The organism is Streptomyces sp. NPDC059994 (genome assembly GCF_042737755.1).
Lineage (GTDB): Bacteria > Actinomycetota > Actinomycetes > Streptomycetales > Streptomycetaceae > Streptomyces.
The window spans coordinates 1-23,553 of sequence record NZ_JBHWUR010000022.1 but is presented as its reverse complement, the minus strand read 5'-3'; the positions used below and the strand labels follow the sequence as shown (position 1 = coordinate 23,553).

The window sequence follows — 23,553 nt, the reverse complement described above, 5'->3', positions numbered from 1 at the left end:
CGACACACCCGCCCTCGGACGCACCCCTCAGCGCACCCCCATCAAGTGCTCCATAGCCAGCTGGTCCAGCTGCTCGAACGCCATACCGCGCGCCCCCGCCGCCTCCGCGTCGAAGTCCTCGAAGGCCGAGCGGTCCCCGAGCAGCCCGGCCAAGCCGTCCGCCGCCGTCGGGCGGGCGAGGTCGTCGAGGCGGGAGGCCCGCAGCGCCTCCCGTACCGCGGGGTCGGCGCGGAACGCCGCCGAACGCTCCCGCAGGATCAGGTAGTTGCGCATGTTCCCGGCGGCCGAGGCCCACACCCCGTCGGCGTCCTCCGTGCGCGGCGGCTTGAAGTCGAAGTGGCGCGGGCCCTCGTACCCCGCCGACTCCAGGAGGTCGACCAGCCAGAACGCGTCCCGCAGGTTCCCCGCCCCGAACCGCAGGTCCTGGTCGTACTTGATGCCGGACTGGCCGTTGAGGTCGATGTGGAAGAGCTTTCCGGCCCAGAGCGCCTGGGCGATGCCGTGGGTGAAGTTGAGCCCGGCCATCTGCTCGTGCCCGGTCTCCGGGTTGACGCCGACCAGCTCCGGGCGCTCCAGACGCTCGATGAAGGCGAGCGCGTGCCCGACCGTCGGCAGCAGGATGTCGCCGCGCGGCTCGTTCGGCTTGGGCTCGACCGCGAACCGCAGGTCGTACCCCTGGCTCACCACGTACTCGCCCAGCAGGTCGAAGGCCTCCTTCATCCGGTCGAGCGCCACCCGTACGTCCTTCGCGGCCCCGGACTCCGCGCCCTCACGGCCGCCCCACGCCACGTACACCCGGGCGCCGAGCTCCACGGCAAGGTCGATGTTGCGGATCGTCTTGCGCAGCGCGTACCGGCGTACGTCCCGGTCGTTGGCGGTGAAGGCGCCGTCCTTGAAGACGGGGTGGGTGAAGAGGTTGGTGGTGGCCATCGGCACCGCGAGACCGGTGGCGTCGAGGGCCGCCCGGAACCGCTTGATGTGGGCGCTGCGTTCGGCGCCGGACGAGCCGAACGGGATCAGGTCGTCGTCGTGGAAGGTCACCCCGTACGCCCCGAGCTCCGCGAGCCGGTGGACCGTCGCGACCGGGTCGAGGGCGGGCCGGGTCGCGTCGCCGAACGGGTCGCGCCCCTGCCAGCCCACGGTCCACAGACCGAAGGTGAACTTGTCCTCGGGGGTGGGAGTGAAGCGTTCCGTCATCGTCGTGTCCACCTCGGTGCGGGGCGCCCGACGGGCCCCTACGGCTATTTGTTTGCTGACCTTACGAATATGACATGATCTCTGCGGCTTCCGTAACCCCCGGGCCTTCATCTAATTTGTTTCGCGCATGCTCAAATGATCGCTCACCCATCGGGACCGGCCAAGAACCGGGTCCGCCCGCAGGAGAAGGGGTGCCCGGATGCCGCAGGCCCCGGTCGTCATCGGAGTGGACAGCTCCACCCAGTCCGCCAAGGCGCTGATCGCCGACGCGGAGACCGGGCGGCCGCTCGCCGTCGGCCGCGCCCCGCACCGGGTCGACGGCGCCGCCGGGGCCCGCGAGAGCGACCCCGAACTGTGGTGGCGGGCGCTGTGCGAGGCGGTCGCGGCCGGGCTGAAGGAGGCGGGGGTGGCCGCGTCCGCCGTCACCGGTATCGCGGTCGCCGGACAGCAGCACGGCCTGGTCGTCCTGGACCGCGCCGGGCGCCCGCTGCGCCCGGCCCTGCTCTGGAACGACACCCGCTCGGCCCCGCAGGCCGCCGCCCTCACCGAGGCGCTCGGCGGGCCGGCCGCCTGGACCGCGCGCACCGGCTCGGTGCCCGTCGCCGCCGTGACCGCCGCCAAGTGGCGCTGGCTGTACGAGAACGAGCCCGCGCACGCCTCGGGCGCCGCCGGGGTCCGCCTCCCCCACGACTTCCTCACCGAGCGCCTCGCCGGAACCGCCGCGACCGATCCCGGGGACGCCTCGGGCACCGGCTGGTACTCGACGGCGACCGGCTCCTACGACCCCGAACTGCTCGAACTCCTCGGCCTGGGCGCCCACCTGCTGCCCGAGGTCGCCGCCAGCGGGGCCACCCGGGTGGGATCCCTCACGGCCCGGGCCGCCGAGGCGCTCGGGCTGCCCACCGGGATCGCGGTCGCCGCCGGGACCGGCGACAACATGGCCGCCGCCGTGGGCCTCGGGCTCGGCGGCGCGGGCCTGCTCGACCACCCCGTCCTCAGCCTCGGCACCTCCGGCACGGTCTTCGCCGCCACCCGGACCCGCCCCGGCTCGCCCGCGCTCTCCGGGTTCGCCGCCACCGACGGCACCTTCCTCCCGCTCGCCTGCACCCTCAACTGCACACTCGCCGTCGACAAGGTCGCGGCCCTGCTCGGGCTCGGCCGCGACGACGCCGAACCCGGCGGCGAGGCGGTGCTCCTGCCGTACCTCGACGGCGAGCGCACCCCCGACCTGCCGACCGCCGCCGGACTGCTCACGGGCCTGCGCCACACCACCACCGGGCCCCAACTCCTGGGCGCGGCATACGAAGGCGCGGTCTTCACCGCCCTGCGCGCCCTCGACGACCTGCTGCGCGTCTGCGGGATCGACCCCGCCGGCGCCGCGGCCCGTCCGCTGCGGCTGATCGGCGGCGGCGCCCGGGGCCGTACCTGGGTCGAGACCGTACGACGGCTCTCCGGCCGGCCGCTGATCGTCCCCCGGGCCACCGAGCTGGTCGCGCTCGGCGCCGCCGCACTGGCCGCGGCGGCCGTCTCCGGCGCGGACCCGGTGGCGACCGCAGGCGCGTGGGGCACGGGCGAGGGCGCCGCGCTTGAGCCGGTCGCCCGTGACACCGCGGCCTGGGAGCGCATCGCCTCCGCCCTCGACCGGGCGGCGCCGGTCCTCGGCTGAACCGTTCCGACGGTCACCGCGACGATTGACGTGACACCAACGCCCCTTTACCTTCGAGGCGTTGCTCGTCATACGTCATATATGAGACGCGATATGTGAGAGGTGGGCCCGCCATGGCCTTCACCCCGGCCCCCATCCCCTCCCGTACCGAGTACGTGCTCGACGCGATCAAGCAGGCCATCCTCACCGGCCGGCTCTCCCCGGGGCAGGCGCTCGTCGAGACCGAGCTGGCCGCGCAGTTCGGCGTGTCCAAGACCCCGGTGAGGGAAGCGCTCAAGACGCTGGCGGGGACCGGGCTCGTGGTGATGAACCAGTACAAGGGCGTCGCCGTGCGCGCCGTCGACGCGGACCTGGCCCGCCAGGTCTACGACGTACGCCTGCTGCTCGAACCCGAGGCGCTGCGCCGTACCGTGAAGCGCCTCGCGCCGCTGGACGCCGCCGGGGCCGCCCTCGACCGGGCCGACCGGGCGGCCGACGCCGCCGAACGGGCGCTGGCCAACCGGCAGTTCCACCGCGCCCTGTATCTGCCCTGCGGCAACCCCCTGCTCACCAGGACGCTCGACGACATCCGCGACCAGGCCGCCCTGGTGGCGACGGCCGTCTGGGCCACCGAGCCGTCCTGGGAGCGGGAGGCCCGCGAGCACCGCGCGATCCTGCGGCTCGCGATGGCCGGGGAGGCGGAGGCCTCGGCCGCCGCCCTGCGCGAGCACATCGAGTCCTTCGTCCGCCGCGCGTTCCCCGAAGGAGACAACGGAGTATGACCGCACGCGAGTTCCCCGACCTCACCGCCGCACGGATCGCACTCGCCGATGTCGTGGCGATCCCCGTCACCCCGTTCGCCGCTGACGGCTCCCTCGACACAGCCGCCCACCGCGCCCTGATCCACCGGCTGCTCGACGGCGGTGTGCGCACCCTCACCCCCAACGGGAACACGGGCGAGTTCTACGCCCTCTCCCCCGCCGAGCGCCGAGCCGTGACGGAGCTGACCGTCGAGGAGGCGGCCGGACGGGCCTCGGTCCTGGCCGGGGTGGGCCTGGACGTCCCCACCGCCGTGGCCTCGGCGCGGCACGCCCGGGAGACGGGCGCGCAGATGGTGATGGTGCACCAGCCGGTCCATCCGTACCTCTCGCCGGGCGGCTGGCTCGACTACCACCGGGCGATCGCGGAGGCGGTGCCGCAGCTGGGGGTCGTGCCGTACGTCCGCGATCCCCTGCTCGACGGCGAACTCCTGGCGGAGCTGGGCGAGTCGTGTCCCAATGTGGTGGGGGTGAAGTACGCGGTGCCGGACGCGGCGCGGTTCGCCGCGTTCGCGCGGGACGCGGGTCTGGACCGCTTCGTGTGGGTGGCGGGCCTCGCCGAGCTGTACGCGCCGTCGTACTTCGCCGTGGGCGCCACCGGTTTCACCTCCGGTCTGGTGAACGCGGCCCCCCGGATGTCGCTGGGGATGCTCGCCGCCCTGCGCGCCGGGGACTATCCGGCCGCCATGAAGACCTGGGAGCGGATCCGCGGGTTCGAGGAGCTGCGCGCGGCCGACCGCTCCGCCGACAACGTCTCGGTCGTGAAGGAGGCGCTCGCCTCGCTCGGACTGTGCCGGCGCGATGTCCGCCCGCCCAGCCGCGCCCTGCCCGAGGAGCGGCGCGCCGCGGTGGCCGCCCTGGTGGCCGGGTGGGAGCGGTGACGCTCCGCCCCGAGCAGCTGCGCAGCCACCAGTGGTACGGCACCGACGGCCTGCGCTCCTTCAGCCACCGCGCCCGCACCCGCCAGCTCGGCTATCTGCCCGAGGAGCACCTGGGCAAGCCGGTGATCGCGATCCTCAACACCTGGTCGGACATCAACCCCTGCCACGTCCATCTGCGCGACCGCGCGCAGGCCGTCAAGCGCGGGGTGTGGCAGGCGGGCGGCTTCCCGCTCGAATTCCCGGTGGCCACCCTCTCGGAGACCTTCCAGAAGCCGACGCCGATGCTCTACCGCAACCTCCTCGCCATGGAGACGGAGGAGCTGCTGCGCTCGTATCCGGTGGACGGCGCGGTCCTGATGGGCGGCTGCGACAAGTCGACGCCCGCGCTGCTGATGGGCGCGGCCAGCGCCGATCTGCCGGCCGTGTTCGTACCGGCCGGGCCGATGCTGCCGGGGCACTGGCGCGACCAGGTCCTGGGCTCCGGCACGGACATGTGGAAGTACTGGGACGACAAGCGCGCCGGGCTGCTCGGCGACTGCGAACTGGCCGAGCTGGAGAGCGGCTTGGCCCGCTCCCCCGGCCACTGCATGACCATGGGCACGGCCTCCACGCTGACGGCCGCGGCCGAGGCGCTGGGCGTCACCGTTCCCGGCGCCTCCTCGATCCCGGCGGTCGACTCCGGGCACGACCGGATGGCCGCCGCCTCCGGGCTGCGGATCGTCGAACTCGTCCGCCAGGACGTGAAGCTGTCGAAGATCCTGACCCGCGAGGCGTACGAGGACGCCGTCACCACGGTCCTGGCGCTCGGCGGCTCCACCAACGCCGTGATCCACCTCATCGCCATGGCCGGGCGCTCCGGGGTGCGGCTGACCCTCGACGACTTCGACCGGATCGCGCGCACGGTCCCGGTGCTGGCGAACGTACGGCCCGGCGGGCGCCATCTGATGGAGGACTTCCACTTCGCGGGGGGCCTGCCGGGACTGCTCTCCCGCCTCACCGGCCTCCTCCACCTCGACCGCCCCACGGTCGCCCACACCACCCTGCGCGAACAGCTGGCCGGAGCCCGGGTCCACGACGACGAGGTGATCCGGCCGCGCGAGAAGGCTCTGGCGGCCGAGGGCGGTCTGGCGGTGCTGCGCGGGAACCTGTGCCCCGACGGCGCGGTGATCAAGCACATCGCGGCCGAGCCCCGTCTCCTGAGGCACACCGGCCCGGCCGTGGTCTTCGACGACTACCGCACGATGCAGCGCACCATCGACGACCCCGCGCTCGCACTCACCCCCGACCACGTCCTGGTGCTGCGCGGTGCGGGCCCGCGCGGCGGCCCCGGTATGCCGGAGTACGGGATGCTGCCGATCCCCGACTTATCTGCTGCGCCGGGGCGTGCGCGACATGCTGCGGATCTCCGACGCCCGGATGAGCGGCACGAGTTACGGGGCGTGCGTGCTGCACATCGCCCCCGAGTCGTACGTCGGCGGGCCGCTCGCGCTGGTGCGCACGGGCGACCTGATCACGCTGGACGTCGCGGCGCGCAGCCTCCGCCTCCAGGTGTCCGAGGAGGAGCTGGCCCGGCGCCGCGCCGCCTGGACGCCGCCCCCGCCCCGCTACGAGCGGGGGTACGGAGCCCTCTACAGCGATCAGATCACCCAGGCCGACACCGGCTGCGACTTCACCTTCCTGGCCGCGCCGGGGCGGGTGCCCGATCCGTACGCGGGCTGAGGGGCCGCGTACTCACCGGCTCTCGCGCAGCAGTTCGGCCAGGGCGCTGTCCATGTCGAGGTCCTGGTTCTCGACCTCGGCGGAGACGGCCGCGTAGGTGTGGAAGAGGAAGCGGCGCAGTGCCGCCGTGCCGAATTCGAGGAGCGCCAGGCCGTCCGGGGAGCGCAGCTCCACCATGGTCTGCGCCCGCCCGAGCGGCCACACGTGCACATCCCCGGCGCCTGCCGGGGCGCGCAGTCCCCGGTCGATGAGGTTGCGGGCGAAGACCCAGGTCACGCCCCCGTCGTGCAGGGAGACCTCGGGCGGGAACACCATGCGGACGGCCAGGGGGTCGGAGCCGTCGTAGCTGAGGGTGACGGGGACGGGGACGCCGTGGGATGCGTCGGTGACGAGGCGGGCCAGGACGGATTCTTCGACGGTGGTGGACATCGGCTCGCTCCTTGCTGCCACTCCCGATCTGTGACCCGCATCACATCACCTCAATAGTCGCATATTCAACACCTTGCTTGAGATTTCGTGCGAAAGACCCGAATGCGGCCCGCGCGGCCGGGCCCGGCGGGGCCGCGAAAGAGGGGCCTGGCACCACCCCGCTCCGGGGCCGTGGGTCCGCTCGGCCGCAGTCAGCGGCAAGCCCGGCGAGCCGCACCCCGGGCCCGTCCCCGAGGACGACTTCGCGTGCAGTACGCCCGTCATCCCGCACAAGGGCCGGACCCGGACCCGGGGACCGCCGAGGACGACGGCTGCACGCCGGCGTACGTCCACGATCCGGAGCGCGGCGCCGCCGATCTGCTGATCCTGGCGGCGCAGGACTTCACCGGCAGGCCGCTGGGCCCGGATCCATCTGCCGGGCCGGGTCCCGCTCGGCTTCCACGACAGCTGGGTGGCGGACGCGTGAGCTCAGCCGAGCTGACTGAGCACGCCCATCACCGAGTTGACCGCGCTGTGCAGTGAGGGGGCGGCGGCGGTGTCGGCGAAGTAGAAACCGAACGCCGCGCAGATCACGGCGTGCGAGACCTTGGTACCGCCCTTGCGGCAGAGGAAGAACGCGGCCACGGCGAGCGCGAGCATCAGGGGAAAATGCACGGAGGGCACGGTGTTTCACCTCGTGACCCCGAGTCTGTCGAGCACCGGCCCGCCGCGCTGAAACGGCGGTGGGCCGGTGGAAAGCACCTCCGTCACGCTACGGCCGATGCTCACCCGTCGCCACACGGCCGGTCACCGGCCGTCATTCCCGCAGCTCGGGCGGGTCGGGGTCACACGGCGGTGGCGACGACCAGGCGGCAGCGGGGGCTGCCGTCGGGGCGCCGGCCGAGCTCGTCCAGCGCGTACAGCTCGATCCGGAACCCGGCGTCGGCGAGTTCCCGCGTCACGTCCGCGAGTGCGAAGTCCCGGTAGTACATGACGAATCGGGGCCGCCACAGCGCGTTGCGCACCCGCATCGCGGCGTCGAAGCCGAGCAGGGCCCAGTAGCCGAGGGAGCCGGGGCGGGCGGGCGCCGCGACCGGGAACGCGAAGCGGCCGCCGGGCGCCAGCACCGAGCGGACCTGGGAGAACAGGCCGGGCCGCTCACCGGGCAGGAAGTGGCCGAACGCGCCGAAGCTCACCACGAGGTCGAAGGCGGCCGGTGCGAACGGCAGGGCGCGGACGTCGGCCCGGATCCAGTCGACGGCCTCGCCCCCGGGCGTACGGGCGCGTCCCACCGCCAGCATTCCCGCGCTGAAGTCGACCCCGGCGATCCGCTCCCGGCACACCGCGCGCAGCACCGGGATGCCCGCGCCGGTGCCGCAGCACAGGTCGAGGCCGCGTTCGAAGGGGCCGAGTTCGGAGAGGGTGCGCGTGACGGCGTCGAGGACCGGCTGGGGCGTCCGGTACGGGGTGAAGTCGAACTTCGGCGCCAGCAGGTCGTAGCCGTGCTCGACCGACGACAGCGCCTGGACGGCGAGTTCACGCAGAGTAGGACCCTGGGAAGCGGACATCGACCTCAGCCTATAGCCTCAGAAAAGGTACCAACCGAGCGGATGGGGAGCCACGGAGACGGGCGAAAGCCATCGTGAAATCCACTCGGGGGTGACGTCACTTCACGGTGACGGTCACCGTCGGGGAGACGGTCGCGCCGTTGGCGAAGGGCTAGTCGATCTTCAGCTCGCCCATCGCGCTCCACCCCGTCGCACCCTCGATCGTCGTGCTCACGATGTCGGGGGTGTGGCGCAGGAGCGGGCGCATCGTCTCCATGGCGGCCCTGAAGTGGTCGGAGTTCACATGCGCCTCGCCCGCGTCGTCCTGGAACGCCTCGACCAGCACATAGGTGTTCGGGTCCGCCAGGCTGCGCGACCACTCGTACCAGAGGTTGCCCGGCTCGGCACGGGTCGCGCTGGTGAAGTCCGCGACGTGCTGGGGCCACTCCTCGGCGTATTCGGGCTTCACGGGGAACTTGACGACGATAAAGATCATTCCGTCATTCTATGCACGCTTTAATCGCTCGGCAGCCCGACCGGGCCGAGGGTAGGGTGGCCGCGCCCAGCACTGATCCGGCCATGAAAACCGCAGGTGAGACTCATTACCACCCCTCCCCCCGACGCCGTCGTCGCCCGGCTCCGCGCGGCGGGCTGTGTCTTCGCCGAGGACGAGGCCGAGTTGCTGGTCTCCACGGCCCGCACCCCGGCCGAGCTCGACGCCATGGTGGCGCGGCGCGCCGAGGGCCTGCCGCTCGAACATGTCCTGGGATGGGCCGAGTTCCACGGTGTACGGGTCGCGGTGGACCCGGGTGTCTTCGTGCCCCGGCGCCGCACCGAGTTCCTGGTGGAGCAGGCCGTTCCGCTCGCCCCGGCGGGCGCGGTCGTGGTGGACCTGTGCTGCGGCTCGGGCGCCTTGGGCGCGGCGCTGGTGGCGGGGCTCGGCGGGGCGGAGCTGCACGCGGCCGACATCGACCCGGCCGCAGTGGAGTGCGCCCGGCGCAATGTCGCCGCCGCCGGGGGCCGGGCCTACCAGGGCGATCTGTTCGCCGCGCTCCCCGCCGGGCTGCGGGGCCGCGTGGACGTCCTGCTCGCCAATGTGCCGTACGTACCGAGCGAGGAGATCGAGCTGCTCCCCTCGGAGGCGCGCGTCCATGAGGCGCGGGTGGCGCTCGACGGCGGCGCCGACGGCCTCGACGTGCTGCGCCGGGTGACCGCCGAGGCGGCCCACTGGCTGGCGCCCGGCGGCCATCTGCTCTTCGAGACGAGCGAGCGCCAGGTGCCCCTGGCCGTCGCCGCGGTCACCGGGGGCGGGCTCGTCCCGCGCGTGGCGACCTGCGAGGAGCGGTATGCCACGGTCGTCGTCGCCACCCGGCCCGCCCCGGCCGGATAGTCACGCCATCCAGAAGAAGACGGCCGTCATCCGGCTGTCCTCGATGGTGCTGCCCCAGTAACCGGTGGCGGTGTGGATCATGTTGGCGTTGTAGAGGAGCAGCCGGTTGTAGCGGTGGGCGACGCGGACGTCCTCGGTGAAGGAGTCCGACGGCACGAACCGGGTGCCGAGCGCCTCGACCAGGTTGGTGTGCGGGGCCGCGACCAGATTGCCGCCGAGGACTCCGCCGGGCAGGCTCTGCCGGTAGAAGCTGGTGCCGCAGTCCTTGGGCACGCCCGGGTTGAGGTAGAGCACGGCCGCGTACCGGCACAGCGCGCGCGAGTCGGTGTGCGGGCGCGGCTCGCTCTCGTCCTTGCCGACGACCTGGACGCAGTTGTGGTTGAGCTTGGCGCCGCCGGGCGCCTTCTGCAGCCACAGCTCACGCGCGCCGGTCGCCTTCTTCACCAGCCGCTCCACCCGGGCCAGTTCCGCGGGCTCCAGGCCCGGCATGGTGCGCAGCCCCGGCCAGGTCTCGGGCTTGCGGGGGTACCCCTCGACCCAGTCGTCCTTGGCGAGGCAGCGCGCGCGGACCTCGTCGACGTCGGGCAGGACGTCGTCGAGGACCCAGTAGTCCCGGCCGGGCGTGGGTTTGCGGTACGGGAGGACCGGAAGTGAGGAGCGGTTGGCGGACATGCGGCCGAACCTAGTTCCGCAACCCTCCGTCGCCGTCCGCGAGTTGGTCAATCCTGTTTCAAGGTGTGGTGAAGCCGCACTCGTGACGAAGGGCGCATTGCGGGGACATCCCGGCGGGAGGTCCCCGCAATGGCAAAGGCCGCTCCAATTTCGTCCCAGGAGACGGCGGCGGCGCAGGTCAGACCTTGCGGCCGACGCCGCCGAACATGGCCACCTCGGCCGGCTCGCCGTCCGCCGCATCCTCGGGCCGCCACCGCGAGCACGACACCACGCCGGGCTCCAGGATCTCCAGTCCGTCGAAGAAGCGGGCGGTCTGCTCGGGGGTGCGCTGGGTGAGCTTGGGGGTGCCGTGCTCGTTCCAGAACGCCACCGCCTGGTCGACGTCCGGCATCTCGGGGTGGGTCACCGTGTGCGAGAGGACCAGGTAGCTGCCGGGGGCCAGCTTCTCCATGAGCTGGTGCACCAGGCCGTACGCCTGGGCGTCGTCCTCGATGAAGATGACCACGCCGAGCAGCATCAGCGCGACCGGCTGCGTCAAGTCCAGCGTCTTCGACGCGTGTTCCAGGATGCTGTCGACATCGCGCAGATCGGCGTCGAGGTAGTCGGTCCGCCCCTCGGGCGTGCTGGTCAGCAGCGCGCGGGCGTGGGCGAGCACCAGCGGGTCGTTGTCGACGTAGACGATCCGCGACTCGGGCGCGATGCGCTGCGCCACCTCGTGGGTGTTGTCGGCGGTGGGCAGACCGGTGCCGACGTCGAGGAACTGCCGGATGCCCCGGTCGGCCACCAGGTGGCGGACTGCGCGGCCGAGGAAGAGCCGGTCCGCGCGCGCGTAGTCGCCGATGCCGGGGTGGAGCTGCCGGATCTGGTCGCCGACCGCGCGGTCGACCTCGTAGTTGTCCTTGCCGCCGAGCCAGTAGTTCCAGATCCGGGCCGTGTGCGGCTGGGAGGTGTTGATTCTGCTCCGAACGTGCTCGGGAGCATCGAGGTGGGCCGGGTTCTCGGTCACGGGCGTCTTCTCCTGGGGCCTGGTGGAACTGTCAATGATCAGCCTAGATGGCCAAGTTGAGCCGCGTACTGGAAGCCCGTCGGCCGGTGCCCGGGAGGCGGGTGTCCGGATGACGCCATCGGCGCGCCTGACGCGTTCCGGGGCGAAGTCACCCCCAGTCTCATACGATCATGGCTGAACGGTTCCGCTCCTCAGCCACCCCCGTATCCATGGAGGTCAACCGTGACCAGGACGGCTCACCGTATCCGCAATCTGACCACCGCCGCAGCCGCTACGGCCGGGCTGCTGCTCGTCGCCACCGGCTGCTCGTCGGGCGGTGGCGGCGCCGGGGAGGCCGCGGGCGGGGTGCCGGTGGTCAAGAAGGGCAAGCTGACCACCTGCACCCACCTGCCCTATCCGCCGTTCCAGTCGGAGCAGAACGGCAAGGTCGTGGGGTTCGACGTGTCCCTGATCGACCTCGTCGCCAAGAACCTCAAGGTCGAACAGAAGATCCTCGACACCCCGTTCGAGAACTTCAAGACCGGTGCCTTCCTCAACTCCGGCGAGTGCGACCTCGCCGCCGCCGGCATGACCATCACCGACGAGCGCAAGAAGAACGTCGACTTCTCCGCCCCCTACTTCGACGCCACCCAGGCGCTCCTCGCCACCAAGAAGAGCGGCGTCACCTCGCTGGCCGACCTCAAGGCCAAGGGCAAGAAGCTCGGCGCCCAGGCCGAGACCACCGGCGAGAGCTACGCCACCGGCAAGGGCTTCAACCCGGTCGCCTTCGAGAGCTCCGACGCGGTGATCAACGGTCTGCGCACCGGCCAGGTCGACGCCGTGGTGATCGACTACCCGGTGGTCCAGGGCTGGCTCAAGGACAAGGCCAACGCCGACCAGTTCGCCCTGGTGGAGAACATCTCGACCGGCGAGCAGTACGGCTTCTCGGTCAAGAAGGGCAACACCAAGCTGCTCGCCGCAATCGACAAGGCCGTCACCGACGCCAAGGCGGACGGCACGTACAAGAAGATCTACGAACAGTGGATCGGACCGCTGCCCAAGGCCCAGTCGTGACCTCGCGCCTGACGAGGCGTCAACGAAGGCGCGTCTCTCAGGGCATCCAGTACGCGGTCTTCGTGGCGGTGCTGATCACCATCGGTGTGCTGGCCGACTGGGACCGGCTGCAGAACCAGTTCGCGCAGACCGACCTGATCGGGAAGCTCTTCCCGGACATCATCACCATCGCCCTGCGCAACACCGTGGTGTACACGCTCTCCGGCTTCGCCTTCGGCCTGGTGCTCGGTCTGGTGATCGCGCTGATGCGGCTCTCGTCCGTGGCGCCCTACCGCTGGGTGGCGGGCATCTACATCGAGCTGTTCCGCGGGCTGCCCGCCCTGCTGATCTTCATCTTCGTGGGCGTGGCGGTGCCGCTGGCCTTCCCCGGCACGGAGATCCCCGGCGGTACGTACGGAAAGGTCGCCCTCGGGCTCGGTCTGGTCGCCGCGGCCTATATGGCCGAGACCATCAGGGCGGGCATCCAGGCCGTGCCCAAGGGCCAGATGGAGGCGGCCCGCTCGCTGGGGTTCTCGCACGCCCGGGCCATGGTGTCGGTGATCATCCCGCAGGCGTTCCGGATCGTCATCCCGCCGCTGACCAACGAACTGGTGCTGCTCTTCAAGGACTCCTCGCTCGTGCTGTTCCTCGGGGTCACCCTGGAGGAGCGGGAGCTGACCAAGTACGGCAGGGACCTGGCCAGTCAGAGCGCCAACTCCACCCCGATTCTGGTCGCCGGGCTCTGCTACCTGATGGTGACCGTGCCCCTGAGTTTCGTCGTGCGCCGCCTAGAGGCCCGCGCCGACCGGGCGAGGTGAGGAAGCGATGCCGGAGAACGAGATCGAGATCCGCGGGCTGCGCAAGTCGTTCGGGGACAACGAGGTGCTGCGCGGCATCGACATGGAGGTCGCCCGGGGCGAGGTGGTGTGCGTCATCGGCCCCTCGGGGTCGGGCAAGTCGACGCTGCTGCGCTGTGTGAACCTCCTGGAGGAGCCGAGCGCGGGCCAGGTGTTCGTCGGCGGCACCGAGGTCACCGACCTGGACGTCGACATCGACGCGGTGCGCCGCCGTATCGGCATGGTCTTCCAGCAGTTCAACCTCTTCCCGCACATCACGGTCACCGAGAACCTGGTCCTGCCGCAGCGCCGGGTGCTGCGCCGGGGCAAGGCCAAGGCGGCCGCCGTGGCCCGCGAGAACCTGGCCCGGGTCGGGCTCGCCGAGAAGGCCGACGCGTATCCCGCGCAGCTCTCCGGCGGGCAGCAGCAGCGCGTCGCCATCGCCCGGGCGCTCGCCATGGGCCCCGAGGTGATGCTCTTCGACGAGCCGACCTCGGCGCTCGACCCCGAACTCGTCGGGGACGTCCTGGCGGTGATGCGGGTGCTCGCGGGCGAGGGCATGACGATGATGGTGGTCACCCATGAGATGAGCTTCGCCCGGGAGGTCGCGGACCGGGTGGTGTTCATGGACGGCGGCGTCATCGTCGAGCAGGGCCCGGCCGCGCAGGTCGTGGGCGCCCCGCGCGAGGAGCGGACCAGGAACTTCCTCAACCGCATCCTGGACCCGGCGGCGGAGCCGGGACCCGCCTCGCAGCTGCCGCCCGAGGACGCCTGACCCACGCGTACGGACGCGTACGGACCGCCCGCCCCGGAGCTCTCCGGGGCGGGCGCCGTCGTGCCGGCCACTACCGGGTCAGGAGCCCGCGGCCTTCATCCTGTGCGTGAACACCCAGGTGGCGATGGAGTCGCCGAGTGCGTAGCCGTCGCTCGCGTCCCACGGGCAGTGCACACCGAGCCAGACCCTGCTGTCCGCGTCCTCGTGCGCGGCCTGGCTGAAGCTGGCGAACGAGCGGGTCCCGACCGGTGCGTGCGGATCGTCGGTGGACGCCGTGAAGCTCACGGGTGTGCCGGTGGCGCTCTGCTGCCGCGTCGCGGCCCAGGTCCGCGCGCACGCGCGCACATCCAGTCGACGGCCGACCCCGTACGTCATCCCAGCGGCGCAGAAACCCCGGGAGGTAAACCCTGGCGGTACCGGCCCGGCACTCCCGCCCCTCTGCGCAGAAAGGCGCGATCAGGTGCTGATCGGTAGAATTCACCCCATGGGAGAGCGGTCTGCCGCGCCGACAGCGCCCGAACTCGTCCTGGAGACCGACACCGGCTCCACGGTGATGAGTCCGAGCCGGGACTACCACGTCGGACGCGACCCCCTCAGCGAGATCGTCATCGACGACGCCCGCGTCTCGTGGCACCACGCGGTGCTGCGCGTGGACGGCGGCCACTGGACGGTCGAGGACGAGGGCAGCACCAACGGAACGTACGCCGACGGCCGTCGCGTCCACGAGTGGGGCGTGGGCCCCGGCAGCGTCATCCGGTTCGGCAGCCCCGCCGACGGCCCCCGCGCCGTCCTGGTGGGCCGCGCCCCGCCGCCGGTCCGCGCCCCGGAGCGGCTGTCCGCCGTGTCCATGCCGTCCGCGACCGGCGCCTTCCGGCAGCCCACCTCGGTGCGCCCGCTGCCCGCCCGTACCGTACGCATCGGCCGCGCCCCCGAAAACGACCTGGTCGTCGACGATCTGGTGGTCTCGCGCCGGCACGCCGAACTGCGCGCCCGCCCCGACGGCAGCCACGAGATCGTCGACCTCGGCAGCCACAACGGCACCTTCCTCAACGGCCAGCCCGTCGCCCGCGCCCCGGTCGCGTCCGGCGACATCGTCGGCGTCGGCCACTCGGCGTTCTGCCTGGTCGGGGACGAGCTCCAGGAGTACGTCGACACCGGCGAGGTCTCGCTCGACGTCCAGGACCTCACGGTCGCCGTCGACCGGGGCCGCAAGACGCTCCTCGACCAGGTGTCGTTCCCGGTCGGCGAGAAGTGCCTGCTGGCCGTGGTGGGGCCGAGCGGCGCCGGCAAGTCCACCCTGCTCAACGCCCTGACCGGGCTGCGCCCCGCCGACCGGGGCACGGTTCTCTACGACGGCCGCGACCTCTACCGGGACTACGCGGAGCTGCGTCAGCGCATCGGGCTCGTCCCCCAGGACGACATCCTGCACGCCCAGCTCACCGTGCGCCGGGCCCTCGGCTACGCCGCCGAACTGCGCTTCCCGCAGGACACCGCCAAGTCCGAGCGCCGCGCCCGGGTCGACGAGGTGATCGGCGAGCTCGGTCTGGAGCAGCGCGCGGACCAGCCCATCCACAGCCTCTCCGGCGGCCAGCGCAAGCGCGTGAGCGTCGCCCTGGAGCTGCTGACCAAGCCGTCGCTGCTCTTCCTCGACGAGCCCACCTCCGGTCTCGACCCGGGCATGGACCGCTCGGTGATGCACATGCTGCGCGGCCTCGCGGACGACGGCCGCACCGTCATCGTGGTCACCCACAGCGTCCTCAGCCTCGACGTCTGCGACCGGATCCTCGTCCTGGCCCCCGGCGGGCACATCGCGTACTACGGGCCGCCCCGCGACACCCTGGGCTTCTTCGGCTTCGGGGAGTGGCCGGAGGCGTTCGAGGCCTTCGAGCGGGACCGCGAGCGGGACTGGGCGGGCGAGTACGCCCACTCGTCCTTCCACCAGCGGTACGTGGTCAGCTCAAGCGCCCAGCCGCACCTCAAGGAGGCCGCCGCCGCCCGGATCGTGGCCCCGCCGCCCAAGGCGCAGAGCTGGGGCTCCCAGCTGGGCACCCTGGTGCGCCGGTACGCGGCGGCGCTCGGCGCCGACCGGACCTTCCTCGCCATCATGATCGCGCTGCCCTTCGTGATGGGAGCCATGGCGCGCGCCCTGGCGGGCAGCAGGCTGACCCAGGAGACCGCGATGAACGCGCTGCTCATCCTGTGCGTCGGCGGTGTGCTCACCGGCGCGGCCAACGCCGTACGGGAGCTGGTCAAGGAGCGGGTGATCTACCAGCGCGAACGGGCCGTCGGCCTGTCCAGATCGGCGTATCTGATGTCCAAGGTGGTGGTCCTGGGGACGATCACCGTGCTCCAGGCCGTCGTCCTGACGCTGGTGGCGCTGTTCGGCGTGAACCTCAACGCGCCGGGCGGCAGGGGCGTGGTCATGCCGCCGCTGGTGGAGATCACGGTGGCGGTGGCCCTGCTCTCGTTCACGGCGATGATGCTCGGCCTGCTCGTCTCGGCGCTCGTACGCAAGGAGGAGGTGACCATGCCGCTGCTGGTGCTGCTCGCCATCGTCCAAGTGGTGTTCTGCGGAGCGCTGCTGAAGCTGCACGGCGTCCCTGGCATCGAGCAGCTGGCCTGGCTGATCCCCTCCCGGTGGGCGCTCGGCGGGATGGCGGGCACGATCGGGCTCTCCAGGATCGTGCCGGGCGAGCTGACGGGCGACCCGCTGTTCAAGCACGAGACGGGTGTGTGGCTGCTCAACATGGGCATGCTGGTCGCCCTTTCGGTGCTCTTCGGCTTCGCGGTCGCCCGGCTGCTGCGGCGGCACGAGCCCGCCGTGATGCGGAAGTAGGCGGCCGCGATGAGCGCTCCCGTGGACTTCCGTCCCACCCATGTCGTCCCTCCCGGCGGACTCGCCGCCTGGGAGAGCCCGGACACCGGGCGCCCCACGGTGCCGCTGGACGCGCTGCTGCCGGTGCAGCTGATCGACCGGCGGGGCGACTGGGCCCGGATCCTGTGCGCCAACGCCTGGTCGGCGTGGGTCGACGGCCGCCTCCTGGTCACCGTTCCGCAGGGGCCGCCGGTGCCGGGCGCGCCCCTGGCCCGTACGGCCGACCCCCGTCCGCTCCTCTCCCGGGTCCAGAACATGCTGAACCGCTACCGCAGCGCGGCGGAGGACCTGGCCGCGGGCCATCTCGACGGCGAGACGTTCCGGCAGCACACCCAGGGGCTGCGGGCCGGGATGGTCGTCGACGGCGAGGCGGTGTGGCTGTACGACGCGGAGCACGAGCGGTGGGTGTACTGCGACGGGACGCGGCTGAGCACGTTCGCGGCGTCCGGCCCGCCGTCCGGTGCGCGCACGAGCGCGGTGCCATCCGCCGACGACGGGCTTCCCCCGGCCGGGGGTTCCGGCGCGACCCCGGCCGACGCGACCCGGGTGGTCGGCCCGAACGGCGAGGCGCCGCAGCCCGGGGCCGTCGACGACGCCCGCGCCTGGCCCGGTGACACCTGATGGCACCCGAGAGCGGCCTGTCCACCGGGCGCCCCTCCGACCTGGTCGGGCGGCAGATCGCCGGATACCGGATCGAGGGGGAGATCGGGCGCGGCGGGATGGCCGTGGTGTACCGGGCCCGCGATCTGCGCCTGGAGCGGACGGTCGCGCTGAAGCTGCTCGCCCCCGAACTCGCCCGCAACGACACCTTCCGGCAGCGCTTCACCCACGAGTCACGGGTGGCCGCCGCCATCGACCACCCGCACATCGTGCCGGTCTTCGAGGCCGGGGAGACCGACGGCGTCCTGTACATCGCCATGCGGTACGTCGCCGGGCGCGATCTGCGGGCGCTGCTCGACCAGGAGGGCCCGCTGCCGGTCGCCACGGCGGCCAGGATCGCGGCCCAGGTGGCGTCCGCGCTGGACGCCGCCCATGCGCACGACCTCGTACACCGGGACGTGAAGCCGGGCAACATCCTGGTGGCCCAGGGCACGGACAGCGACCATCCCGAGCACGTCTACCTCACCGACTTCGGACTGACGAAGAAGTCGCTGTCGCTGACCGGGTTCACCTCGGTCGGCCAGTTCGTCGGCACGCTCGACTACGTGGCTCCGGAACAGATCTCCGGCCGCCCGGTGGACGGCCGCTGCGATGTCTACAGCCTCGCGTGCGTGGTCTACGAGACGATGGCGGGCGCTCCGCCGTTCCAGCGCGACGACGACATGGCGCTGCTGTGGGCCCACCAGTACGACCAGCCGCCGGCGCTGACCGAGAGGCGCCCCGACATCGCCGCCGGGATCGACGGCGTGATGGCGAAGGCGCTGGCCAAGAGCCCGGACGACCGGTACGACTCGTGCCTGGCGTTCGTGGCCGCACTGCGCTCGGCGGTCAAGGGCGCAGGGGCGGAAGGCCATCCCCCGACCCAGGTCGATCTGCGGGTGATCGGCACGCCGGAGCCGCCCCGGCCGCCGCCCGAGCCGCCGGAGTGGGCGCGGCCGGTGTTCCCGGGGGTGCGGTGAGGTGAGGACGGGGGATGAACGCCCGTCCTCCTCGCGCCGGTCAGCCGGACGGCTCCTCGGGACGGCCGGCCGACGCCCGGTCTCCCTCCGGCTCCACCTCCCCGCGCCGCCGCACGCGCCGGGCGAGCAGACTGCCGAGGAAGCCCGCGACCAGCCCCCACAGCACGGCGAACCCCAGCCCCGTCCACAGGCGCGGCTTGAGGGACACCTGGCCGGAGAGGCCGCCGCCGATGTCTCCGATGCCGAACAGCGAAAGCCCGTAGTGCGCGGAGATCCGGGCGAGCAGACTGACGGCCAGTACGGTGAGGGCGAGCGCGAGGGCCATGTGCAGGGCGTGCTGCCACGCCCGTACCCGGGCCGGTGACCGCGCCGCCATGACGAACCCGGCGGCAAGCACCAGCACCGCGGCGACCACGAGCAGCCACCACACCCGCCCGTCGTAGTCCGCGAGGGTGCTCAGATTGAGGGTGGAGAGGTCGGGCGTACGCAGCACCTGGTCCAGTACGTGCGGCATGGGCAGCCCGAACGGCCCGTCCACCCGGCCCTCCCAGGAGGCGCCGAGCCCGAGCGTGAAAGCCAGCCAGACGAGGTTCGGCAGGCCGAGCAGGATCACCGCGAAGGTCTCGGCCGTGTGCCCTTTGACCACCGCGACGAGGAGTCCCACCACGATGCCCAGCGCCACGTACGCCAGCAGCAGCACGACCATCGCGAAGGCGGCCGGGCGTACCGACTCCTGGAAGCGCAGCAGCCGGGCGGGCAGCGGGGCCCTGCGGGAGACCACCAGGGCGAGGAAGAGCAGTCCGGCGAGCCAGAGCAGCCCGAAGAGCAGGGTGAGCGGCACATCGGTCTCGAAGCCGGCCTTGGGCGAGGCGCCCAGCAGATCCCCGATGTCACCGATGGTCCCGTTCCCGAGCCCGATGGCGAACTGCTTGCGGGCGAGGAACGAGAGGCCGAGGAGCGCAAGCAGCCACAGGGCGGCCACCCGGGCGGCCCAGGCCGCCAGTTCGCGGGCGCTCGCCACGGCCCGGTGCCGCAGGGGCCGCAGGAATCCGGCCGCGACGAGCAGCGCGCCGACGAGCGTGACGGAGAGCGGGAGCACGGTCAGATCGGCGTTGGTCTCGCCGATCACACCGGCGTCGCCCTTGATGTCGACGGAGCCGCCGACCGCCATGACGACGACGGCCGCGACGACCTGGGGGAAGGCGTTGTCGGGCAGGTCGGCCGCGCCGGCCGCGAGCAGCCCGAGCGCGGCGACGACGGCCATGGCGAGCAGACCGGTCAGCACCGTCACCAGGGCCTCGACCCAGCCGTGGCGCGCACGCCGCGGCCCTGCGGGCGAATCGGGCGGTTTGTCCTGGCTCACGCTCTCACGCTAAGCAGCGCCGGGGCGGTCCGCCCGTCATGGGGGGCCGACCGCGTCGGCTTGCGGGCCCGCCGGGGCCCGGGCACACAATGGGCAGGCCGAGGACGTACCGGACTCGTCGCGCATTTCGCGCACGAAGGACGATCCGGACCGCCCCGCGCGCCGCCGCTCCCCACCGGGCTGCGGCGGGCACGCGGTCCCGCGGGAGCCCTCGGCCGAGTGCCCCGCACCCCCGCGGGACCCCAACGCCGGGAAGAAGAGCTCGTGAGCGTCGAACCTCCCCCGTCCGGCCGCCCCGCCGGCCCCCCGACCGGCCCCCTCTCCGGCCCCTCGCAGCCCGGCCCGCCGACGGGCCCGCCGAGCGGCGGCGGCCAGGGCGGTACGGGCCGGGGCGACGGAAGCGGGGGCGGTGGCCAAAGCGGGGGCGGCCACGACGAGACGATCGCGGTCGGTACGGGCGAAGGCGGCGGGCCGTCGGGCCCGGGGGGTACGGGTGGCCCGGGCGGCGGAGGCGGACCCTCCGGACCTGGCGGCGGCCCCGGCGACCGGGACTCCGGCAAGGGCCCGGGCGACGGCGCCACCCCCGGCAAGGACGGCGGCACCGACCGCCCCTGGTGGCGCTCGGCCCCCCGTATCGCCCTCACCACCGGCGTGATCGTGGCGGCCGTGGCGCTCATCCTCGTCTTCACCCGCCCCGACGGCTCGTCCGGCAAGAAGGGCGGGGGCAGCGAGGTCTTCCTCCAGGCGGCGGGCAAGGACGGCCCGGAGCCGTTCACCCCGTCGAGCGCGCGCCACAGCTCCCCGCCACCGTCCCCGCCGTCCCTGCCCAGCGCGTCGGCGCCGGCCTCGGCCAATGTGACGCGGGGCGTGGACGGTTCGGCGCCCGGCCTCTACGGCGGTACGCGGAACAAGGCGAGCTGCGACGTGGAGAAGCAGATCAGCGCACTGGGGGCGGAGCCGGCGAAGAACAAGGCGTTCGCGTCCGCCCTGGGCATCGGCCCCGACGCCGTGCCCACGTATCTGCGCTCCCTCACCCCCGTACAGCTCCGCGTCGACACCCGGGTGACCAACCATGGCTACCGAAACGGTTCCGCGAGCCCCTACCAGGCCGTTCTGCAGGCCGGTACGGCGGTGCTCGTGGACGACCGGGGTGTGCCGAGGGTGCGCTGTGCCTGCGGGAACCCGCTGGTGCCGCCGGTCGCCCAGCAGGGCACGCCCAAGCCGACGGGTGACCCGTGGCCCGCGTACCGGCCGTCGAACGTGGCCGTCGTCGCCCCCGCCACCCATGCGGTCGACACGTTCGTCATGTTCGACCCGGACCGCGACGAGTGGTTCTCGCGCCCCAAGGGCGACACGGGCGCGGGCGACAAGAAGACCCCGCCGCCGGGGAAGTCGGAGCCGTACGGCTCATCGCCCACCACCGGCGGGACCACGCGCTCCGAGCCCCCTTCCTCGCAGCCCCCGACGATGTCGGCGCCGCAGCCGGAGACCTCGACCCCGTACGCGCCGGTGACGAGCACCGCGCCCTCGGCAGCGGGCGGTTACTGACCGGGGACCCTCCTTCATAGGGCAGGTCGAGGGCGCCCGGCAATCCCCGTATCGAGTGCCGGCCCACTCCCGGGTGATTCGAACTACGGATCACGGGCGCCCAGACCAGCCGCCGCAACGTTTCACCTGGGGAGTCGAACTTTTTCTCGACGGCTCGGCCGTGACGTCGCGCTGATCAGCAGCGTTGTACGTACGTCAGGTTCCGCAACCGCCGTCCGAGGAGTCGCCATGGATGCCCGTACCCACGTCGTAGACGTTCATCTGGTGTTCGATCAGACGGACCTGGGGAGGCGGGCATGAGCAGCGAAGCGACGCCGTCGGCACCCCCGGTGCCGCCGCCCCCGCCCGCCGAGATCACGTTCGCGGGGCACTACGGGAAGAACCCGCTCGGCGGGGCCTCGTTCCGGCAGATGTGCGGGCGGCTGCCGTCCGTGCTGGGGCAGACCTGCCGGATGGCGTGGCGGATCGACCGGGGCTCGGTCCTCCTGCTGCTGGTCTGCCAGATCGTGATCGGGCTCGCGGCGGCGGTGCTGCTCGGCGCCACCTCCCGGGCCATGGCGCCGATCCTGGGCGAGGGCCGGGCGGCCGACCGCATCGACGCGGCGTTACCGGCGCTGGTGGTCATCGCCGTCGCGGTCGGCGTCGCGCGCCTGACGTCCGCGCTCGCGTCGTACGCGGAGGGCAGGATCACCCCGCCGCTGACGACGGCGGCCGACGCCGACATGGTCGAGGCGGTGTGCCGCGTGGAGGCGGCCGCGTACGGTGAGGAGGGGTTCGCGGACCGCCAGGAGGCGGCCGAAATGGGCGTGATGCGCACCAACTTGATGGTGCGCGACGCCCAGCAGTTCATGGCGGCGGTGATCCGCATGGCCGCCGCGGCGGGCGTCCTCACGGTGCTGCACCCGCTGATGCTCGCCCTGCTCGTGCTCGCCGTCCTGCCCGCGGGCGCGGGCGCCGTGATGTCGGCGCGGGTCGACTACGAGACGCACTACGCCAATGTGGGCGACCGCAATGTGCGCGGGATGATGCGCTGGTGGGCGACGACGCCCAAGCTCGCGGACGAGGTGCGGGCGAACGGCATGACCGGCTATCTGATGTTCTGGTACCGCTCCCTGTCCGAGCGCATCGACCGGCGCACCCTCGCGATGGCACCCCGGCTGCTGCGGATCGCGCTGGCCACCTCGGCGCTCGGCGGCGCCTTCCTCCTCGCGACCTGGGCCACCCTTGCCTGGCTGGCCGTAACCGGCCGGGTCGAGCTGGGCGTCGCGGCCACGGCGGTGGTCGCGGTGCAGAGCTCGCTGAGCGCCCTGTCGCAGGTCGTCGCCTACGGGGCGGCGATGTTCCACACCAGCCTGTACCTGGCGGACATGCGCACCTTCCTCGACTTCGCCGCCGAACGCGCCCCCAAGAGGGGCACGTTGACCGCGCCCGCGCGACCCGAGGAGATCCGCCTCGACGAGGTCGTCTACCAGTACCCCAACAAGGCGGCGCCCGCCGTGAACCGGGTCTCGCTCACCCTGCGCCGGGGCGAGGTCGTCGCGGTGGTCGGCGAGAACGGCTCGGGAAAGTCCACCCTCACCCGCCTGATCACCGGCCTCTATCTGCCCGACAAGGGCCGGGTGGCCTGGGACGGCGTCGACGTGGCGGCCGCCGACCCGGAGACGGTGTGGCGCCGCACCGGCCTGGTCCCGCAGTTCTTCGGCCAATGGCCGCTGGCCGTACGGGAGAACATCACCCTGGGCCAGCCGCGCACGCACCACGACGCCCCCGTCTGGGACGCCGTGGACGCGGTCGGAATGCGCACGGCGGTGGAGGAACTGCCGCACGGCCTCGACACCCTGCTGGCGCGCGAGCTGTGGGGCGGCAGCGAGCTCTCCGGCGGCCAGTGGCAGCGCATCGCCTGCTCCCGCGCGCTCTACCGCCGTCCACCGGTCCTGATCCTGGACGAGCCGACGTCGGAGATGGACGCGCGCGGCGAGCACCGGATGTTCACGGTCCTCAAGGACATGGCCCGCGACCGCATCACGATCGTGGTCACCCACCGCATCGAGAACACCCGCATGGCGGACCGGATCGTGGTGATGGAACACGGCCGCATCACCGAACAGGGAACGTACGAGGACCTGTTGCACTCGGGGGGCCTGTTCAGCGAGTTGCACGCGCTGTCGCAGGACCGGTAGACCACGAGGTCTGTGAACGACCTGACGGAGAGGGGCCGGCGT

Annotated in this window: 21 protein-coding genes and 2 pseudogenes; 14 read left to right on the top strand and 9 right to left on the bottom strand. The window is 72.6% G+C overall.

The window, feature by feature from the left end; translation table 11 throughout:
* Positions 1 to 27: 27 nt before the first annotated feature.
* Entirely contained in the window at positions 28 to 1,197 is a 1,170-nt protein-coding gene (gene xylA, locus ACFWA7_RS14355) for a xylose isomerase (RefSeq protein ID WP_385823080.1), read from the bottom strand.
* Positions 1,198 to 1,396: 199 nt separating this feature from the next.
* On the opposite strand from xylA, the gene xylB reads away from it, so the two are divergent.
* The 4 genes and pseudogenes from xylB (at position 1,397) to araD (ending at position 6,260) form a co-directional block, all read left to right on the top strand.
* A complete protein-coding gene (gene xylB / locus ACFWA7_RS14350) occupies positions 1,397 to 2,863 on the top strand; it encodes a xylulokinase (protein WP_385823078.1) in 1,467 nt (488 codons plus the stop codon).
* 113 nt (positions 2,864 to 2,976) lie between these two features.
* Positions 2,977 to 3,624 (top strand): GntR family transcriptional regulator, encoded by a 648-nt coding sequence (locus tag ACFWA7_RS14345; protein ID WP_385537587.1) that lies wholly within the window; start codon positions 2,977 to 2,979, stop codon positions 3,622 to 3,624.
* The gene (locus ACFWA7_RS14340; RefSeq protein WP_385537584.1) at positions 3,621 to 4,541 is read left to right on the top strand and encodes a dihydrodipicolinate synthase family protein; all 921 of its coding nucleotides are present in this window, start codon (positions 3,621 to 3,623) and stop codon (positions 4,539 to 4,541) included. Before ACFWA7_RS14345 ends, ACFWA7_RS14340 begins: the two co-directional genes overlap by 4 nt.
* A pseudogene (gene araD, locus ACFWA7_RS14335) lies at positions 4,529 to 6,260 on the top strand (L-arabinonate dehydratase). The gene ACFWA7_RS14340 and the pseudogene araD overlap by 13 nt, the downstream one beginning before the upstream one ends.
* 12 nt (positions 6,261 to 6,272) lie before the next feature.
* Here the strand turns inward: araD and ACFWA7_RS14330 are convergent.
* Positions 6,273 to 6,689, bottom strand: a complete 417-nt coding sequence (locus ACFWA7_RS14330) for an SsgA family sporulation/cell division regulator (RefSeq protein WP_385823076.1) — start codon at positions 6,687 to 6,689, stop codon at positions 6,273 to 6,275.
* Between the two features lie 294 nt (positions 6,690 to 6,983).
* Here ACFWA7_RS14330 and ACFWA7_RS14325 point away from each other — a divergent pair.
* A pseudogene (locus tag ACFWA7_RS14325) lies at positions 6,984 to 7,155 on the top strand (carotenoid oxygenase family protein); the annotation flags it as partial.
* A gap of 2 nt (positions 7,156 to 7,157) precedes the next feature.
* Here the strand turns inward: ACFWA7_RS14325 and ACFWA7_RS14320 are convergent.
* The 3 genes from ACFWA7_RS14320 to ACFWA7_RS14310 form a co-directional block, all read right to left on the bottom strand.
* Positions 7,158 to 7,343, bottom strand: a complete 186-nt coding sequence (locus ACFWA7_RS14320) for a DUF2304 domain-containing protein (RefSeq protein WP_385537576.1) — start codon at positions 7,341 to 7,343, stop codon at positions 7,158 to 7,160.
* 170 nt (positions 7,344 to 7,513) lie between these two features.
* A complete protein-coding gene (locus tag ACFWA7_RS14315; protein ID WP_385823074.1) occupies positions 7,514 to 8,236 on the bottom strand; it encodes a class I SAM-dependent DNA methyltransferase in 723 nt (240 codons plus the stop codon).
* 151 nt (positions 8,237 to 8,387) lie between these two features.
* A complete protein-coding gene (locus tag ACFWA7_RS14310) occupies positions 8,388 to 8,711 on the bottom strand; it encodes a putative quinol monooxygenase (RefSeq protein ID WP_385537570.1) in 324 nt (107 codons plus the stop codon).
* A gap of 96 nt (positions 8,712 to 8,807) precedes the next feature.
* On the opposite strand from ACFWA7_RS14310, the gene ACFWA7_RS14305 reads away from it, so the two are divergent.
* Positions 8,808 to 9,605 (top strand): putative protein N(5)-glutamine methyltransferase, encoded by a 798-nt coding sequence (locus ACFWA7_RS14305; protein ID WP_385823072.1) that lies wholly within the window; start codon positions 8,808 to 8,810, stop codon positions 9,603 to 9,605.
* Here the strand turns inward: ACFWA7_RS14305 and ACFWA7_RS14300 are convergent, their stop codons facing one another.
* Positions 9,606 to 10,277, bottom strand: a complete 672-nt coding sequence (locus ACFWA7_RS14300; protein WP_385537564.1) for a DUF6445 family protein — start codon at positions 10,275 to 10,277, stop codon at positions 9,606 to 9,608.
* Between the two features lie 178 nt (positions 10,278 to 10,455).
* Positions 10,456 to 11,283 (bottom strand): SAM-dependent methyltransferase, encoded by an 828-nt coding sequence (locus tag ACFWA7_RS14295; RefSeq protein ID WP_385537562.1) that lies wholly within the window; start codon positions 11,281 to 11,283, stop codon positions 10,456 to 10,458.
* A 222-nt stretch (positions 11,284 to 11,505) separates the two neighbouring features.
* Between ACFWA7_RS14295 and ACFWA7_RS14290 the strand changes: the two genes are divergently transcribed.
* From ACFWA7_RS14290 to ACFWA7_RS14280, 3 genes are read left to right on the top strand one after another with little or no spacing between them, the layout of a single operon-like run.
* Entirely contained in the window at positions 11,506 to 12,336 is an 831-nt protein-coding gene (locus ACFWA7_RS14290) for an ABC transporter substrate-binding protein (RefSeq protein WP_385823070.1), read from the top strand.
* Positions 12,333 to 13,133, top strand: a complete 801-nt coding sequence (locus ACFWA7_RS14285) for an amino acid ABC transporter permease (protein WP_385537556.1) — start codon at positions 12,333 to 12,335, stop codon at positions 13,131 to 13,133. Before ACFWA7_RS14290 ends, ACFWA7_RS14285 begins: the two co-directional genes overlap by 4 nt.
* A gap of 7 nt (positions 13,134 to 13,140) precedes the next feature.
* Positions 13,141 to 13,926 carry an amino acid ABC transporter ATP-binding protein gene (locus tag ACFWA7_RS14280; RefSeq protein ID WP_385823068.1) on the top strand — a complete coding sequence of 262 codons (786 nt, stop codon included), beginning with the start codon at positions 13,141 to 13,143 and terminating at the stop codon, positions 13,924 to 13,926.
* A gap of 78 nt (positions 13,927 to 14,004) precedes the next feature.
* Here ACFWA7_RS14280 and ACFWA7_RS14275 read toward each other — a convergent pair whose 3' ends face one another.
* Positions 14,005 to 14,301: a hypothetical protein gene (locus ACFWA7_RS14275; protein WP_385823066.1), complete on the bottom strand. Its 297-nt coding sequence runs from the start codon at positions 14,299 to 14,301 to the stop codon at positions 14,005 to 14,007.
* A 109-nt stretch (positions 14,302 to 14,410) separates the two neighbouring features.
* On the opposite strand from ACFWA7_RS14275, the gene ACFWA7_RS14270 reads away from it, so the two are divergent.
* Genes ACFWA7_RS14270 through ACFWA7_RS14260 form a run of 3 tightly spaced genes read left to right on the top strand, consistent with a single transcriptional unit; the run spans position 14,411 to position 18,420 of the window.
* Entirely contained in the window at positions 14,411 to 16,762 is a 2,352-nt protein-coding gene (locus ACFWA7_RS14270) for an FHA domain-containing protein (RefSeq protein ID WP_385823063.1), read from the top strand.
* A 9-nt stretch (positions 16,763 to 16,771) separates the two neighbouring features.
* A complete protein-coding gene (locus tag ACFWA7_RS14265) occupies positions 16,772 to 17,422 on the top strand; it encodes a hypothetical protein (protein WP_385537545.1) in 651 nt (216 codons plus the stop codon).
* Positions 17,422 to 18,420, top strand: a complete 999-nt coding sequence (locus ACFWA7_RS14260; protein WP_385823061.1) for a serine/threonine-protein kinase — start codon at positions 17,422 to 17,424, stop codon at positions 18,418 to 18,420. Before ACFWA7_RS14265 ends, ACFWA7_RS14260 begins: the two co-directional genes overlap by 1 nt.
* Before the next feature lie 40 nt (positions 18,421 to 18,460).
* On the opposite strand, the gene ACFWA7_RS14255 is transcribed toward ACFWA7_RS14260, so the two are convergent.
* Positions 18,461 to 19,684 (bottom strand): streptophobe family protein, encoded by a 1,224-nt coding sequence (locus ACFWA7_RS14255; RefSeq protein ID WP_385823121.1) that lies wholly within the window; start codon positions 19,682 to 19,684, stop codon positions 18,461 to 18,463.
* Positions 19,685 to 20,047: 363 nt separating this feature from the next.
* Here ACFWA7_RS14255 and ACFWA7_RS14250 point away from each other — a divergent pair, with 363 nt between their 5' ends.
* On the top strand, positions 20,048 to 21,331 hold the full coding sequence (locus ACFWA7_RS14250; RefSeq protein ID WP_385823059.1) for a DUF6777 domain-containing protein: 1,284 nt from the start codon (positions 20,048 to 20,050) through the stop codon (positions 21,329 to 21,331).
* Positions 21,332 to 21,627: 296 nt separating this feature from the next.
* Positions 21,628 to 23,511 carry an ABC transporter ATP-binding protein gene (locus ACFWA7_RS14245; protein WP_385823056.1) on the top strand — a complete coding sequence of 628 codons (1,884 nt, stop codon included), beginning with the start codon at positions 21,628 to 21,630 and terminating at the stop codon, positions 23,509 to 23,511.
* Positions 23,512 to 23,553 lie beyond the last annotated feature (42 nt).

Bases quoted from the DNA above. Each gene is read 5' to 3' on its own strand.
- xylA (WP_385823080.1), bottom strand. From the start codon at position 1,197: ATGACGGAACGCTTCACTCCCACCCCCGAGGACAAGTTCACCTTCGGT.
- xylB (WP_385823078.1), top strand. From the start codon at position 1,397: ATGCCGCAGGCCCCGGTCGTCATCGGAGTGGACAGCTCCACCCAGTCC.
- ACFWA7_RS14345 (WP_385537587.1), top strand. From the start codon at position 2,977: ATGGCCTTCACCCCGGCCCCCATCCCCTCCCGTACCGAGTACGTGCTC.
- ACFWA7_RS14340 (WP_385537584.1), top strand. From the start codon at position 3,621: ATGACCGCACGCGAGTTCCCCGACCTCACCGCCGCACGGATCGCACTC.
- ACFWA7_RS14330 (WP_385823076.1), bottom strand. From the start codon at position 6,689: ATGTCCACCACCGTCGAAGAATCCGTCCTGGCCCGCCTCGTCACCGAC.
- ACFWA7_RS14315 (WP_385823074.1), bottom strand. From the start codon at position 8,236: ATGTCCGCTTCCCAGGGTCCTACTCTGCGTGAACTCGCCGTCCAGGCG.
- ACFWA7_RS14310 (WP_385537570.1), bottom strand. From the start codon at position 8,711: ATGATCTTTATCGTCGTCAAGTTCCCCGTGAAGCCCGAATACGCCGAG.
- ACFWA7_RS14300 (WP_385537564.1), bottom strand. From the start codon at position 10,277: ATGTCCGCCAACCGCTCCTCACTTCCGGTCCTCCCGTACCGCAAACCC.
- ACFWA7_RS14280 (WP_385823068.1), top strand. From the start codon at position 13,141: ATGCCGGAGAACGAGATCGAGATCCGCGGGCTGCGCAAGTCGTTCGGG.
- ACFWA7_RS14275 (WP_385823066.1), bottom strand. From the start codon at position 14,301: ATGACGTACGGGGTCGGCCGTCGACTGGATGTGCGCGCGTGCGCGCGG.
- ACFWA7_RS14270 (WP_385823063.1), top strand. From the start codon at position 14,411: ATGGGAGAGCGGTCTGCCGCGCCGACAGCGCCCGAACTCGTCCTGGAG.
- ACFWA7_RS14265 (WP_385537545.1), top strand. From the start codon at position 16,772: ATGAGCGCTCCCGTGGACTTCCGTCCCACCCATGTCGTCCCTCCCGGC.
- ACFWA7_RS14260 (WP_385823061.1), top strand. From the start codon at position 17,422: ATGGCACCCGAGAGCGGCCTGTCCACCGGGCGCCCCTCCGACCTGGTC.
- ACFWA7_RS14255 (WP_385823121.1), bottom strand. From the start codon at position 19,684: ATGGCCGTCGTCGCCGCGCTCGGGCTGCTCGCGGCCGGCGCGGCCGAC.
- ACFWA7_RS14245 (WP_385823056.1), top strand. From the start codon at position 21,628: ATGAGCAGCGAAGCGACGCCGTCGGCACCCCCGGTGCCGCCGCCCCCG.